Below are 14,397 nucleotides of genomic sequence, written 5' to 3'. Positions count from 1 at the left end.
TTAATAAAGAGCTTATATGAATACTATAAGTCAGATGTTCAAATTCAAAATTTTGTTTAAAAATAAAAATTTGATCAATCAAAATCGAAACCGACCAATTGAGATTTTTTCCAATGTTCATTCAGCCGCTCTAAAATTTTAACTTTTGATAAGCCCTCTTCTACATAAAACAAACGAGTCTCTTTATCTTTCTTTAACAGCATTAAATTGTAATTGATCAGGCTCTTCTTCATGGTCAAAGTGAAATCCCTGTTTGAGTGGTCAACCAAGTCCTGCTCTGCCTTTCTGACATCATCATGCTGAATCACCCAATTTAACTGCACAGGATCATTTAACTCGGCTGGCAGTACAAGAACCTCACCATCTTTAAACCCACCTAGATATGCTATTTTCATATTTTTCTCTTTTTGTTTTGTTGTTCATACATTTATTAAATCATAAAACCATTCAACCGCAAATCAAAGTTGGATATGCGTTACAGAAAACAATGCGCGCATTCAATATCTTTTGCAGATAAGAATCTGATCTTTAGAGATTTTTAAGCATTCTTTTTAAAAAGTGTAATGTTTCGAGGAGACGGAGAATTATTAATTATAGAAAATTTCTTAAATATTGATTACAGGGATTTGGACATTAAAAAACCACTTAGGATTAGTACACCTAAGTGGTTGTTTTATATGGTGGGCCCACCGTGACTCGAACACGGGACCAACGGATTATGAGTCCGCTGCTCTAACCAACTGAGCTATAGGCCCTAGAACTTGAATCATATTTTTATATGATTAAATGTTGCTTGATCTTAGTCAAATTTAACTTAAATTACAAGCAGATGATTTTATCAAACCACTAAAAAAGTCTGCAAAATCATAAACTGCGATGATTCTATCTGATCTTTAGGTATTGAGTAAAGAAAATATGTGAGGTTTTGATCATTAAAAAGACATCCAATTTTGTTTATCTAGAATTTTAGGATATATATTTTCTTGGAAACTCATATTACACTGCTGACACGAAACTGTAATGATGATAACCATGAGAAAAATTTTAGGAAAATCCATCTTTAAAGCGACAGGTTGGGCATACAACGTTGATCCAACAATTTTAGAGAAGAAGCAAGTTATCATTGGGTTTGAACACTCGTCCAATCTAGACACTATCCTATCTCTGGCTTTATTTGAAATTTTAGAACTGAAAATCCACACCTTAATCAAAAAAGAACTATTCAAAGGTCCTTTAAAACCTGTTTTGAAACGTCTCGGTGGTATTGCCGTAGATCGTAAAGCAAGTAAAGATATCGTGACGCAAATGGTTGAGCTTTTTAACCAGAACGATAGCTTTAACCTTGTGATCGCACCAGAAGCAACACGTGCAAAAAGCACCGAGGAACGCAAACCCATTCGCACAGGCTTTTGGCATATCGCAAAAGCAGCGAATGTTCCAATCATCTTGATGTACGCCAACCCTCGAACAAAGCAAGGTGGCATTTTAGGTAAAATTTATCCAGACGATCTACAACAAGATTTAGAAAAGATTAAAGCACTTTATGCTGAATATGGAATAGATGTAAAAATTAGCTAAGTAATCGCCCTTATTTGATCAATCTTTGAGGGTTGAACAAGAATTTAGATTTGAATATAGGGCCCGATAGTTTTCAACGAAACCATCGCTATGCTAATATTCAGTCACTTTTTGAGTTTAAATTTTTTGGAGTTACTTCCATGGCGGGTCATTCAAAATGGGCCAATATTAAGCATCGTAAAGCCAAACAAGATGCAAGTCGCGGCAAGGTTTTTACTAAATATATCCGTGAAATCGTAACTGCTGCCAGATTAGGCGGTCCAGATGCGGCAAGCAACCCCCGTCTGCGTGCTGTAGTCGAGAAAGCACTTTCAGTCAATATGACACGCGATACCATCAACCGAGCAATTCAACGCGGTGCTGGTGGCGATGATAATGATAATTTAAAAGAAGTCACCTACGAAGGCTATGGTGTTGGTGGTGTTGCAGTGATCGTTGAGACGATGACAGATAACTTAAACCGTACAGTGCCAGATGTTCGTCATTGCTTCTCTAAAACAAACGGTAACTTAGGAACTTCTGGTTCGGTTGCTTATATGTTTACCAAACGCGGTGAAATTACTTTTGAAGATATATCTTTAGAAGATCAAATTATGGATGTCGCATTAGAAGCAGGTGCTGAAGATATTGAGGTTTCAGAAAATGAGATCTTAGTGATCACAACACCAGAAAGTTTCGGTAACGTGCAAGATGCGTTAAGTGCTGCTGGCTTAAAGTCAGATAATGCAGAAGTTGTGATGAGTCCATCAACCAAAGCAGAAATCACAGATATCGATCAAGCTAAGCTCATCATGAAAATGATTGATATGTTTGAAGATTTAGATGATGTTCAAAACGTTTATACCAACGTTGAATTCTCTGAAGAAGTCTTAGAGCAGCTAGATGCCTAATCATTAGAAAGTCAGAAAATGCATCTTTATAGATGCATTTTTTATAGTTTATTTAAAAGTTTATAACAGTTAAATACATTGTATTCTTTGATCACAAAACTAGAATGTAAGGCAACAACGCTATCAATCTTACCGATACGACGTAACAAGATTTCGCTGTAGTCATCCATGTTACGTGCAACAAGCTCTAAGATAAAATCTGCACTTTGCCCTGTGACCAAAAAAGCATTCGTCACTTCTGGGATGTCTTCAATTTCGGCTAAGAACTTATCGAAAGTTTCGCTGTCATGTTTACTCAATGAGACCTGCAAAAGAATATGCAAGCTAAAACCTAGTTTATTAAAGTTAATCTCTCGTTTAAGTTGACCCATCACTTGTGATTCAATTAAGTTTTTTATACGTCGATGGACAGAACTTACCGACAGATTAATACGTTCTGACAATTCATTCAGATTTACATCTTCATGTGTCAAAACTTCAAGAATTTGTTTGTCAAAACGATCTAGTTCCATTTCACGATCCTTTTTATATCTCGAAACATAAGAAAATACAGCCCTTCCGTCATTATTCCTGTCTTTTTATTTTTTGCAAAGAACATTTGGTAAAATTTTCTAGCCATTTCTAGATTTACTATTGTTTCTTATTATAAAATTTTCATATTGACCTATAATTTCTCACTTTTTGGTTATTTTTATCGATATTTTTCCAATTAATATCTTGTCGTTAAATACTTATATTCAAGCAGAGTTTTATGCAGTGTGGTGTACAAATTAAACGATAAAAAAGAAAAACCGAGCTAATAACTTAACTCGGTTTTAGTTCAAATGTGATCACTGTTTGCGTTAAGCAAAATGTATTATGGATTCACAACTTGTAAATCTAAGCCTGCTGTATTTGCTAGTTCAGTAAATGTAGGGAAACTTGTTGCAACCGTTTCTGTACCCAGAATGGTGATCTCGCCTGAAGTACGTAAACCAGCAATACTAAAGCTCATGGCGATACGATGGTCATGATGTGATTCAATCTCACCACCAGCGAAGATTGCTGACCAATCACCTGACTTACCTTTACCTTCGATAATGATGCCATCTTCAGTTGGTGTGCAATCAATTCCCATGATTTTCAAACCATCTGCCATCACTTGGATACGGTCGGACTCTTTCACACGTAACTCAGCAGCCCCCGTCAAGACTGTTTGACCTTCTGCACAAGCAGCGGCAATAAATAATGCGGGGAATTCATCAATTGCTAAAGGCACTTGATCTTCAGGCATGTGAATACCTTTTAATGTTCTCGACCCTTTGATATGAATATCAGCAATCGGCTCACCACCAGCGATACGTTCATTTTCAACACTGATATCTGCACCCATTTGCTTAAGGATTTCAATTACACCCGTACGTGTTGGATTGATCCCCACGGCTTCTAGGACAACATCTGCATTTTCAGTAATTGCAGCGCCGACCATAAAGAATGCAGCCGAGGAAATATCTGAAGGTACTTGAATATCCGTACCCACTAATTTACCGCCACCAACAAGGGAAATTTTATTGCCCTCAGTTTTCACATCATAGCCAAAAGCCCGTAGCATACGCTCGGTATGATCACGTGTAGGTTCAGGTTCAGTCACAGAAGTTTCACCTTCTGCCCATAAGCCAGCCAATAAAATGCCAGATTTCACTTGAGCAGAAGCCATTGGTAAGTCGTATTGAATCCCTTTTAATGCTTGGCTGCCCGTAATACTGACTGGCGGTGTACCTTTCTCACCTGTGGTTTGGATTTGCGCACCCATTTCACGAAGAGGCTTGGCAATACGTTCCATCGGACGTTTAGATAACGATGCATCGCCCGTCATAACCGAATCAAATTTTTGCGCTGAAAGCATACCTGACAATAAACGCATACTGGTACCTGAATTACCCATATATAATGCGCTTGCAGGTGCTTTTAGACCGTGCATTCCGACCCCATGAATGGTGACTTCACCATTCTTTGGACCTTCAATGCTTACCCCCATATCACGGAATGCTTGTAGGGTTGCTAATGCATCCTCACCTTCCAAGAAACCAGTAACGTGCGTTGTACCTTCGGCAATAGCGCCAAACATAATAGAGCGATGTGACACAGATTTGTCACCCGGTACAGTGAATTTACCTGAGAATGTTTTCTTTCCCGGTAAAATGCTAAATTGCTGTGTCACCTTATTTTTCTCCATCAAAGGTTTGTTGGCTAACATATGGTTGAAGTGTTGACGAGCAGCTTGGGCATGACCAAGTAAACCCATCAACGCTTGGGAATCTTCCTGTTCAATTAATTTTTTTAAAACTGACAATTGCTGTTCGAAACCATCAACAGCTTTCAAAATTGCAGTTTTATTGGCAAAGAAAATGTCATGCCACATCTGCGGATCACTGGCCGCGATACGTGAAAAGTCTCTAAAACCACCCGCAGCATAACGGAAAATATCTAAATTATCTTCACGATTCGCCAGTTGTTCCACTAAATTGAATGCCATCAAATGTGGTAAATGACTGGTATGAGCCAACACTTCATCATGCTTGGTCACATCCATGCAGATCACTTCTGCTTTCGCCGCTGACCAAAGCTGAATCAACTTCTCAACTGCCCAATCCGCACTACTAGGAAGAGGCGTCAAAATCACTTTGTGATTTGCAAATAAATCAACTTTACCCGCATGTACACCTGTATGTTCCGCGCCTGCAATCGGATGCCCTGGTACAAATCCAGCTGGTAGATTTTCACCAAAGACAGCTTTAGCGGCATCTACAACATTGCCTTTGGTACTGCCGACATCCGTAATAATGACATTATCCGCAAGAAAAGGCTTGATCTGCTCAAGGACTTTCTGTGTTGCCCGCACAGGGAGTGCTAAAACGATTAAATCTGCCCCCTGTACCGCTTCCTCAGGATTTGCATAACCGTGTTGAATTAAACCTAATGCTTGCGCGTCTGCTAATGTTTTTTTTGAACGTGTTGAAGCCACAATTTGAGCTGCAAGTTGTTCTACCACAATCACACGTGCAAGACTAGATCCGATCAGCCCAAGCCCAATAAAAGCGACTTTTTTAAATAATGGTTGAGACATAAAAGATGTTTGCCCAATGAGACGACTTGGATATGGATAGATGTCTCATTCACCTACCCATACGAAAAAACAGATTATAAAACTGCGATTGGATAAGAACCAAGAACACGCAACTCTTTCACCATCGGACGAATTTCATCAAGTGCAGCAGCGACATTTTCCTGATCGATGTGCCCTTCTAAATCGATAAAGAATACGTATGCCCATTTTTCAGGTAACGCTGGTCGCGTTTCAATGCTGGTTAAGCTAATCTGATGTTTTGCAAAAGGTGCAAGAATTTCCAATAAAGCACCTGCACGGTCATGTGCTGAAATTAACAACGAGGTCTTATCATTGCCACTTTGAGGAATTTTCTCACGACCGATCACTAGGAAACGCGTTGTATTTTCCGGATTATCTTCAATATTGCTGTGCAAAATCTCAAGATTGTACATGCTTGCTGCGATATCAGACGCAATGGCAGCCGAGTGCCATTCATTACGGATACGACGCGCAGCTTCTGCATTGGAATTTAGGGCAACACGTTCAACACCTGGATAATGTGCATCTAACCATTTACGGCATTGCGCTAAGGTTTGTTGATGTGCATAAATCTGTTTAATACTGTCTTTTCGAGTATTTTCAGAAACAAGAAATTGATGATGAATACGTAATTCAACTTCACCAATCACATTTAGGGTCGATGCTTTAAAACAGTCAAGCGTGTGATTCACAATCCCTTCAGATGAGTTTTCGACAGGTACCACACCATAATGTGCGCTTCCCGCTTCAACTTCACGAAACACTTCATCAATTGTTGGTAATGGACGCACAATCGCATCTTGGCCAAAGTGTTTAAGTACAGCTGACTGTGTGAATGTACCTTCAGGCCCTAAGAATGCAATACTTTGTGGAGCTTCGAGCGCTAAGCAAGCAGACATGATTTCACGAAACAACCGTGCCATGGTTGCATCAGATAAAGGGCCTTGATTGCGTTCCATCACTTTACGTAAGACTTGAGCTTCACGTTCTGGACGATAAAACAAAGGATTATCTTCGGCTGCAAACTTCGCTTTAGCGACAGTTTCTGCCAGCGTAGCACGACGATTGAGTAACTCTTGGATTTGTTGATCAACACTATCAATATCGTTACGAATTTGTTCTAAATTAAGTGAAGTCGATGTGTTTTGTCCATCGTTTACCATTGAATGCAGCCTCAGCAAAATCATCTATAAGAATGGATTACAATTCATCAATGAATTGTTCAATTGAGCTAGTATAACAAGACTTTCATACATTAAACATGCTGAGTTTTAACTCTTTTTGCTGTCGAACTTTTAAGAAACTTAGTTATTGATTTGAGCCTATCGTTCATCATTTCTCAAATCTAAATATTTTTCTTTCATTGCATTAGCTATAATCGATTTAAATCCAATAACAACAGTAACAATAGATGAATAAATTATTTTTAATGACAACGCTCAGCCTAAGTAGTATTCATTTAACAGCATGTATTGGATGCTATAATCCAACGGGCTGTACTACCGACACTTCACCCTACTACATCACCAAAACTACCACTCACATTCGAGGGATCACCGTTCCTCCGCAAACAAAATTAAAATATAAATCACTAAATTTTAGTCAGAAAGATCAACAAAAAAAGCCATTGAAGGAAAGAGATTTAACCAACATTGAGTTGCCAACCAATACAGCAATCGTTTGGGGTGGCATGCCATCCTCAAAGTTTATACAATTTTTAAATTCTGAAATGAAAGGATTCACTGTGTATCGGGCACAAGGTTTTAGTCAAAATTCATCAAGTGAATTTATAAAATTATGGCAAAGTTGTGATAGTGATTTGAGTATTACGCTAAAAGATTCCAATAACTGGACCTTTGATCCCAGCAATATGGAAATACGAGGTTGCGGTGTAAATATTCAAAAAAGAAGTCAATATAATACTCACTGGCCAAACCAAGACAAAGCAGATAAATTCCTAGAAAAGATCAACAACGCACTGCAAAAATTACCAAAACAACAAGAATACCCTGTGATTTATATACAAGAAAAATAAGAATTACCCACTTATAATCGTATAGACACATAAATGGCGAAGAGATCTATCAATTGGGTTCCTAAGCGCGTTACGCATTATGCTTTCCAATTGAAAGCTAAGTTTTTCACATAGCTTTCTCGCATCTTGATTTTCATCATCAACAAGAGCCTCTATACGTTTAAAATTATAATGCACCTGTAAAACCTCAAGTAAGCGTTGTATCGCCTGCTTCATCAAACCTTGTTTATTAAATGCGATGTTTCCCCAAAAACCAATTTCTAGTCTGAGTATTTCCCAGCAGATGTTATGCAACCCAACCAGACCAATTAGCCGTCCTGTTTTCTTATGTCGAATAACAAACACGACATCCTTATTTTTTGATAGATTATCTTGCACGTTCTGACAATATAATCTCGTGTTTTCTAAACTTTGTTTATTTAAGACCCAAGGAATTGTTGCGGGATACTTCTGCAAATGAGCTAAAGAATCTATGATCGCCTCATATACATCGTTAGCATCTTCTTCACGCAATACATGTAAATAAAACTCTTCATTAGCGAGTGCTGAAATAAACTTCTGGTTTTGAAACAAGTTTGTCCCCATAAAATGATATTTTTAAATATAAAAAAAGTTGAATCAGATTAACTGATTCAACTCAATTTACACGTTTAAATCGCGCTTTAAAAGTCAATCTATTCTTAATTTAAGCTTTACCAATCAACCCACGCGCTACGATTTCTTTCATGATCTCGTTGGTACCACCGTAAATCCGCTGGATCCGCGCATCTGTAAAGAAGCGTGAAATTGGATATTCACTCATATAGCCATAACCACCGAAGAGTTGAAGTAAGTTATCAGCAACTTTCATTTGCATGTCTGTACTAAAACTCTTCAGTGCAGCTGCAGTTTCCACATCCAACTTACCTTCGTTATATAAAGCCACATTCTGATTGTAGAATGCTGCTGTCGCTAACTCATCAATTTTTGCTTGAGCCAACACAAAACGGGTGTTTTGGAACTGAGCAATGGCCTGACCGAACGCTTGACGTTCTTTTACATAAGCAGTCGCCAAATCAATTGCACCACGAATCGCCCCCAATGCCGTAGAAGCAATCGCTGTGCGCTCACGTGGTAATTCCTGCATCAAGTATGCGAAACCTGAACCTGCATTACCCAATAATTGATCTTTAGGTACTTTGACATTGTCAAAGAATAACTCTGAAGTATCTTGAGAGTGCAGACCAATTTTGTCTAGGTTCGTACCTTTCTTAAAACCCTCCAAATGTGTATCAACCAACATTAAAGAGACACCTTTGGCACGTGCTTGAGGATCAGTTTTTACTGCAAGTACCACAACATCTGCATGCTGACCATTGGAAATAAAGGTTTTAGAACCATTTAATAGATAATGATCATCTTGTAAAATCGCGCTGGTACGCATTGCTTGTAAGTCTGAGCCAGCACCTGGTTCAGTCATACCAATCGCCCCAACAACTTCTCCAGATACCATTTTTGGTAGCCAATACTGTTTCTGTTCTTCAGAACCAATATGTTGAATATAAGGTGCTGCGATCTCAGAATGACATGAAATGCCTGTCGATAATGCACAATATCCCGCACGAGCAGACTCTTCAACCAACATAAGCGAATAATGTGTTGGAACACCATATCCCCCATATTCTTCTGGCACGTCTACACACAAGAAACCATTTTCACCTAATAATGTCCAAACAGAGCGTGGCATAAGGCCTTCACGTTCCCATTGCTCATAATGAGGCGCAATATGTTCACTCATAAAACGTTTAAAATTGTCACGGAAAAGTTCTAAATCTGCATCGTAAGCTAACATTGCTATTTCCTTTCGCTTTCATTTTTCTTAAAAATTTACGTCGCAGCCATGCTAATGATTTTTAAGCCTACTGTCATGTTCCTTTTACATCAAAACGTGAGATTTTTATGGTCAATATCATTAGTCTCACCCCAAATAAGCACGACCAACAAATGTCTAAGGAATAGACATTTTTACTTATTTTTTACGCTTATTGAGAACGTTTTATGTCATATTGACGATATTCGCGATAAATTCGATATGACCATGAATACCAAACGAAATATTTATAAAACTTCAGAACACCCATTTGCTCAGTATGTTCGTATTTTAGGCAAAGGAAAAACAGGTTCTCGCTCACTCAGCTACGATGAAGCCTATCAAGCTTTTAGTATGATCTTAAAAGGCGAAGTCCTTGATGTTCAGCTTGGTGCATTTTTAATGCTATTACGCGTCAAAGAAGAATCTGTCGATGAGCTTGCTGGTTTTGTTCAAGCGACCCGTGATCAATTGGACTTTGCCCCACTTGAAGTCGATTTAGATTGGTCATCCTATGCAGGTAAACGTAAACATTATCCTTGGTTTTTATTAGCAGCACTAACTCTGGCCCATCATGGTTACAAAATCGTGATGCATGGTGCATCAGGTCATACAATTAACCGTGTATATACAGAACAAGTTTTACAATATTTAGGCTTTTCTATTTGCCAAAATGAACAAAATGTTAAAGAACAATTAGAAACACATAATTTTGCTTACCTCCCCCTTGAAACAATTTCACCTATTTTAAGCGAACTGATTTCACTGAGAAATGTGATGGGTTTGCGCTCTCCAATTCATACGCTTGCACGTTTAATTAATCCATTCAATGCTAAGGCAACTTTACAAGCTATTTTCCACCCTGCTTATCGCACTTCACACCAGCAAACCGCTTTTCGTTTAGGTTATCAAAATAGTGCAGTGATTAAGGGTGAAGGTGGTGAGTTTGAACGTAATCCTGATGCCAAGACACTTATTTGTGGAATAAAAAATGGGGAGTTATATGAGCATGAATTACCAAAGCTGACGCCTGATCGTAGCCCAATCGAAGAGGAACTTGATCTTGCAGTATTTAAAGCTGTTTGGCTCGGTGAGCAAACACATGAATATGGTGAAATGGCAATTATAGAGACTATGGGAATCGCACTTTATACAATTGGCGCTGTCAATAACTACGATGAAGCCATGGTTAAGGCTAGAGTTCTTTGGGATAGTCGTTTAAATTAGAATGAGTGAAGCGATTTCTCAGTGAAATCGCCTTCAATCACTGAAATTTCAATACAGATCTCATTTTTGGTTATCACTTCTATCTTATGCTTCTCTGTATACCACTCATGATAAGCTATGCCAAAGTCATAACTCCCAAACTGATTGCAAAGTCCTGCATTATGGGGTTTTTCTATTTCGTTTATAGAGGTACCAATAAGCCGCTCTGGATTACTAAAAAACTCTTCAATCTGTTGTTTATTTTTGACTTTTTCAAAATTTTCACCCTCAGAAAAAAAACTGGGATTCAGCGAATAATTCTTTTTAAATAACTCTTCATAAATAATAATTAGAATAACTGCAATAATTGGCAGCAGTACAAACAAATGATAATTTTTACTTAGCCAGAAATAGATAGTTAACCTTAAAAGCAACCCTATTACTAGGCCTCCATAAATATAAGACAAGCAAATCTGAATTTTTCTCAATTTTAAATAATAACAAAACCAATATAAACTGAGTGTAATGACACTAAAAACTAACAATATGAATGAGTTAAAATGAGAGAAACAGAGTACACCTAATAAGAAACACATAAAATGAATTATAGGCATGACTTAACCTCCATCACATCACCTTGAAAAGGTGGCAACATTCCAGTAAATAGATTTTTTGAAGGCAGATTTTAGATTGACGTATTATTTTTTATTCGTCACTTCCAGATACCAAATCGTTTCTCCCCAACTATTATTCTCAATCTCAGGAAACACTTCTCCCTGTTCAAAATAACGGGATTGCAATTGATTTGCTGGACTCCACCAGTTACCTGACCGTTGACAAATCTGGCCTGCAAAACCTTTTAAATTTTCAGCTTGAATTGTCTCAGATGAACCACCTTCGTCTGCGATGCGCTCAACTAATATCCAAGCACAATCACCATAAAAGGTTTCAAATGTATCAGGATCCATTCCAGTAGCTACAACACTTCCTACTCCTCTGCCCTCTTCCTCACTTGCTGCCATAAACTCAACTCTTTTCCTGTCTTGTTCACAAATATAGATGCCTGTTTTTTCAACTTTCTCATTAGATTTAACTATTATTTCAGGATTTACCCTATAAACTGGATAAGAATCCGGTAAAACTAAATTTATTTCATGAAATATATCATCTTCAGGATAATCAATAACAAGTTCATCCACATTCCAATAAGTTGGATAAGTATTTGAGATAATTGAAGCATAGCTTTTTGCAACTGAATAATGATCCCAACATTGGTTTACCTTAGCCGTAGGTAAATTATCCATCCAATGCGGAGAAAACTCACTCAAACCTTTATCATTAGAGCGTATTTCTCCAGTACAACGTAAATAAGTAAAATCGCCTGATTTTATTTTTGCGTATGCAGAATCTATACGATCCATGGTATTTCTTATATTGGGCAAAACAGCCCCCCCCCATTGAATATCTGCTTGCTCAGAATAAGGTAAACTTCGTAAATTATAGGGTAAATTATGCATATAGATTTCAAATAGTTCTTCTAAACTATCTAAAAAAAGACGGTAGTTATCTCGCATAGTTTCAAAAAATGCTAACGAGCTAAATTGTTCTAACAAATATGCAGCCTTAGGATTTACTTCGTAATTCATGACTTTCTCTATCTTGTTTATCTCGGTTTATGCTCTGGCTTGGCAGCCAAACTATAATCACCCATTTTAGTTTGCAAAGTTGGAACGCCCACCATTGTAAAATCGCCAATGTCAGTGTCGGTGCCATAACCCCAACCTGTCAATTTACGCTTGCTTAATCCTGAAGTAACCAAATCATTGGGATCTAGTACAATCTGAACACCTCCGCCTTTTAAATAAAACTCATCAAGCACTTGTGAGGCAGCAGGACCTTCCCAAGCATATAACTTTTTGCCCTTAGGAACTGTATATTCAAGATATTCACCATTAGCATTCCAGCTTGCCCAAACTGCAAATTTATCACGCCAATCTTCACGACTCTTTAGCTTTTCAAACTCAGACTTACGCATCCAGCAAATACTATTGTCATAACTACCTGGTGCTAATACACGAACTAAAACATCACCTTCATTAAATGTTTGTGCTTTAATTAATTTCTCTCCATTTGGGCCTTGAGCAAAGGTATCAAATTTTCCTTTTAAAGGATGTGTTAGTTTCGGATTTTTCAATGCAGATTGCACATTCCCTAAACTAGGATGTAATGGTGTCGCTGCTGTTTTTGGGTCTTTTCTCGCTTGAGGAAAAGGTAATCGCCCATTTTCTGGAATTAAGTGAACCCAATCTGGTTTCTTTTTACGAATCGCATCCAACTCTTCCCCATCACCCAATCTTCTAAATTGAGTCACATTCCTAACATTTGTCGTCGCTTTAAAAGCTTGATCACTTTCTTTTTCGATTCGAACAGCAAGTTTTTCCAAAAAGTCTTGTACAGGTTTTAAAAACTCACCAAGTTTTTGATTTGCTAAATTACGGACATCAATCACCGACTGTAGCAATTGTTTAGCCTTCGCCCCAACTGCCTTACTTGCATATTTCTCAATAAACTTGACAGTATCTCTTAAGTGACCAACTAACTTATCAAATACTTTAAGTAAAGATTGTTTTGAAACTAAAGCCTTTACTTCCCTTATTTTCTCGGCTATAGCTTTATAAATATTTGTAATTTTTGCTTTTTTAATCGCATTCTTTACAGCAGGACGTGCAAGAAATTTATTGAGTTCGGTAATGCCCGTTTCTATCGCAGGTTCTGCTAGCTTATATATATTACCACCCGTAAATTTCAATCCTTTAGTTGCAGGCTTAAGCATGAAACGACGAATTGGTGCTAAAATAACCTTAAAGATTCCTTTAAATAATGATCCTAATACAGGAAATAAACCAATTAGCGTTAGAATTAAACCTACCCAAGCCCAAGGGTTATTACTATCTTCCTTAATCTTAATTGAGTTCGCACATAAATCACGAACATCGCAAACTTGATCAACAAACGGAATCATGGAAATTACTGTTCCAGTTACAATTTGCGCTGTAGATTGGTCTTCTGCAAAATCCCCCTGCAACACAACCCAAAGCCATTCTGCAATATCAGCGGCAGTTTCTTTCCCTTTTTTTATTGCATCATTTACTGGAGCTGTAAACCATGCCAGAGCATTTGTCAGTTCTTGCTTAGACGGTAAAAAATCTGACATTAAAATGCTCCTTTATTTTTATCAATTTTATTAAGTTCATCTATTACCTTATCAAACTGATCCCATGGTGAATCCTCTTCTATAGGCGGCTGTTCATACTCTACTCTTAACGCTTTGTCTGGAACATTCTCATGGTGAGCTTTGCCCTGTTCATCTAATTGCCCTTCAATCACTTGGTTATTTTCAAAAAATATTTTATAACCCAGATTAGCAAATGGCGTTTGATCTGCATCTACATGCTCCAAAGCAATCCAATTCTTTTTCTCAAATCTAGGCAATGCGGGAACACTCAGACTCACACTTGCCCCACCTTTAAACAAATGCTGTCCCGCCTTGACCTCAAACTTGCCACCTGTTGTTGGAAATATCCCCGAACCATTCAACTTAAGTTCCGATGTTCCTGCTTTAAATACAATTTCTTTGGTACTGCTTATCTCGATTTTCTCTTCCGTTGAGATGATTTGTATTTGTTTTCGTGCAATAAAGTCAGCAGCATCC

Annotated in this window: 14 protein-coding genes and 1 tRNA gene; 4 read left to right on the top strand and 11 right to left on the bottom strand. The window is 37.8% G+C overall.

Annotated elements, in window-relative coordinates:
• Positions 1 to 74: 74 nt before the first annotated feature.
• Positions 75 to 395 carry a hypothetical protein gene (locus EXE30_RS04245; RefSeq protein WP_130161338.1) on the bottom strand — a complete coding sequence of 107 codons (321 nt, stop codon included), beginning with the start codon at positions 393 to 395 and terminating at the stop codon, positions 75 to 77.
• A 283-nt stretch (positions 396 to 678) separates the two neighbouring features.
• Positions 679 to 755, bottom strand: a tRNA-Ile gene (locus tag EXE30_RS04240).
• Between the two features lie 265 nt (positions 756 to 1,020).
• On the opposite strand from EXE30_RS04240, the gene EXE30_RS04235 reads away from it, so the two are divergent.
• Together EXE30_RS04235 and EXE30_RS04230 are read left to right on the top strand one after the other, a co-directional pair.
• Positions 1,021 to 1,578: a 1-acyl-sn-glycerol-3-phosphate acyltransferase gene (locus tag EXE30_RS04235; protein ID WP_171457323.1), complete on the top strand. Its 558-nt coding sequence runs from the start codon at positions 1,021 to 1,023 to the stop codon at positions 1,576 to 1,578.
• 140 nt (positions 1,579 to 1,718) lie between these two features.
• A complete protein-coding gene (locus EXE30_RS04230; protein ID WP_130161336.1) occupies positions 1,719 to 2,468 on the top strand; it encodes a YebC/PmpR family DNA-binding transcriptional regulator in 750 nt (249 codons plus the stop codon).
• A 41-nt stretch (positions 2,469 to 2,509) separates the two neighbouring features.
• Here EXE30_RS04230 and EXE30_RS04225 read toward each other — a convergent pair whose 3' ends face one another.
• The 3 genes from EXE30_RS04225 to pheA form a co-directional block, all read right to left on the bottom strand.
• Positions 2,510 to 2,980 carry an Lrp/AsnC family transcriptional regulator gene (locus EXE30_RS04225; protein WP_130161335.1) on the bottom strand — a complete coding sequence of 157 codons (471 nt, stop codon included), beginning with the start codon at positions 2,978 to 2,980 and terminating at the stop codon, positions 2,510 to 2,512.
• Between the two features lie 344 nt (positions 2,981 to 3,324).
• Positions 3,325 to 5,574: a bifunctional prephenate dehydrogenase/3-phosphoshikimate 1-carboxyvinyltransferase gene (locus EXE30_RS04220; protein ID WP_130161334.1), complete on the bottom strand. Its 2,250-nt coding sequence runs from the start codon at positions 5,572 to 5,574 to the stop codon at positions 3,325 to 3,327.
• A 74-nt stretch (positions 5,575 to 5,648) separates the two neighbouring features.
• On the bottom strand, positions 5,649 to 6,758 hold the full coding sequence (gene pheA, locus EXE30_RS04215; protein WP_004670744.1) for a prephenate dehydratase: 1,110 nt from the start codon (positions 6,756 to 6,758) through the stop codon (positions 5,649 to 5,651).
• A 248-nt stretch (positions 6,759 to 7,006) separates the two neighbouring features.
• Here pheA and EXE30_RS04210 point away from each other — a divergent pair, with 248 nt between their 5' ends.
• Positions 7,007 to 7,630, top strand: coding sequence for a hypothetical protein (locus tag EXE30_RS04210; protein ID WP_130161333.1), 624 nt, complete (start codon positions 7,007 to 7,009; stop codon positions 7,628 to 7,630).
• Between the two features lie 3 nt (positions 7,631 to 7,633).
• Here EXE30_RS04210 and EXE30_RS04205 read toward each other — a convergent pair whose 3' ends face one another.
• Entirely contained in the window at positions 7,634 to 8,203 is a 570-nt protein-coding gene (locus EXE30_RS04205) for a GNAT family N-acetyltransferase (RefSeq protein ID WP_228256106.1), read from the bottom strand.
• 112 nt (positions 8,204 to 8,315) lie between these two features.
• Entirely contained in the window at positions 8,316 to 9,461 is a 1,146-nt protein-coding gene (locus tag EXE30_RS04200) for an acyl-CoA dehydrogenase family protein (RefSeq protein ID WP_130161331.1), read from the bottom strand.
• A gap of 246 nt (positions 9,462 to 9,707) precedes the next feature.
• On the opposite strand from EXE30_RS04200, the gene EXE30_RS04195 reads away from it, so the two are divergent.
• Positions 9,708 to 10,706: a glycosyl transferase family protein gene (locus tag EXE30_RS04195; protein ID WP_130161330.1), complete on the top strand. Its 999-nt coding sequence runs from the start codon at positions 9,708 to 9,710 to the stop codon at positions 10,704 to 10,706.
• Here EXE30_RS04195 and EXE30_RS04190 read toward each other — a convergent pair.
• The 4 genes from EXE30_RS04190 to EXE30_RS04175 all read right to left on the bottom strand — a co-directional run.
• The gene (locus EXE30_RS04190) at positions 10,703 to 11,299 is read right to left on the bottom strand and encodes a hypothetical protein (protein WP_130161329.1); all 597 of its coding nucleotides are present in this window, start codon (positions 11,297 to 11,299) and stop codon (positions 10,703 to 10,705) included. The genes EXE30_RS04195 and EXE30_RS04190 overlap by 4 nt on opposite strands.
• Before the next feature lie 84 nt (positions 11,300 to 11,383).
• On the bottom strand, positions 11,384 to 12,331 hold the full coding sequence (locus EXE30_RS04185) for a hypothetical protein (RefSeq protein WP_130161328.1): 948 nt from the start codon (positions 12,329 to 12,331) through the stop codon (positions 11,384 to 11,386).
• Positions 12,332 to 12,348: 17 nt separating this feature from the next.
• Positions 12,349 to 13,899 (bottom strand): hypothetical protein, encoded by a 1,551-nt coding sequence (locus EXE30_RS04180; protein ID WP_130161327.1) that lies wholly within the window; start codon positions 13,897 to 13,899, stop codon positions 12,349 to 12,351.
• Positions 13,899 to 14,397: DUF2345 domain-containing protein (locus tag EXE30_RS04175; RefSeq protein WP_130161326.1), on the bottom strand; the 499-nt coding region annotated here is incomplete at its 5' end. The genes EXE30_RS04180 and EXE30_RS04175, both read right to left, overlap by 1 nt.

Source organism: Acinetobacter halotolerans, assembly GCF_004208515.1.
GTDB classification, from domain to species: domain Bacteria; phylum Pseudomonadota; class Gammaproteobacteria; order Pseudomonadales; family Moraxellaceae; genus Acinetobacter; species Acinetobacter halotolerans.
Note: the sequence above shows the minus strand (reverse complement) of the source record. Positions and strands in the feature narration are given on the sequence as shown.

Coding starts and splice junctions, on each gene's coding strand:
- EXE30_RS04245 (WP_130161338.1), bottom strand. CDS start 395: ATGAAAATAGCATATCTAGGTGGGTTTAAAGATGGTGAGGTTCTTGTA.
- EXE30_RS04235 (WP_171457323.1), top strand. CDS start 1,021: ATGATGATAACCATGAGAAAAATTTTAGGAAAATCCATCTTTAAAGCG.
- EXE30_RS04230 (WP_130161336.1), top strand. CDS start 1,719: ATGGCGGGTCATTCAAAATGGGCCAATATTAAGCATCGTAAAGCCAAA.
- EXE30_RS04225 (WP_130161335.1), bottom strand. CDS start 2,980: ATGGAACTAGATCGTTTTGACAAACAAATTCTTGAAGTTTTGACACAT.
- EXE30_RS04220 (WP_130161334.1), bottom strand. CDS start 5,574: ATGTCTCAACCATTATTTAAAAAAGTCGCTTTTATTGGGCTTGGGCTG.
- pheA (WP_004670744.1), bottom strand. CDS start 6,758: ATGGTAAACGATGGACAAAACACATCGACTTCACTTAATTTAGAACAA.
- EXE30_RS04210 (WP_130161333.1), top strand. CDS start 7,007: ATGAATAAATTATTTTTAATGACAACGCTCAGCCTAAGTAGTATTCAT.
- EXE30_RS04200 (WP_130161331.1), bottom strand. CDS start 9,461: ATGTTAGCTTACGATGCAGATTTAGAACTTTTCCGTGACAATTTTAAA.
- EXE30_RS04195 (WP_130161330.1), top strand. CDS start 9,708: ATGAATACCAAACGAAATATTTATAAAACTTCAGAACACCCATTTGCT.
- EXE30_RS04190 (WP_130161329.1), bottom strand. CDS start 11,299: ATGCCTATAATTCATTTTATGTGTTTCTTATTAGGTGTACTCTGTTTC.
- EXE30_RS04185 (WP_130161328.1), bottom strand. CDS start 12,331: ATGAATTACGAAGTAAATCCTAAGGCTGCATATTTGTTAGAACAATTT.
- EXE30_RS04180 (WP_130161327.1), bottom strand. CDS start 13,899: ATGTCAGATTTTTTACCGTCTAAGCAAGAACTGACAAATGCTCTGGCA.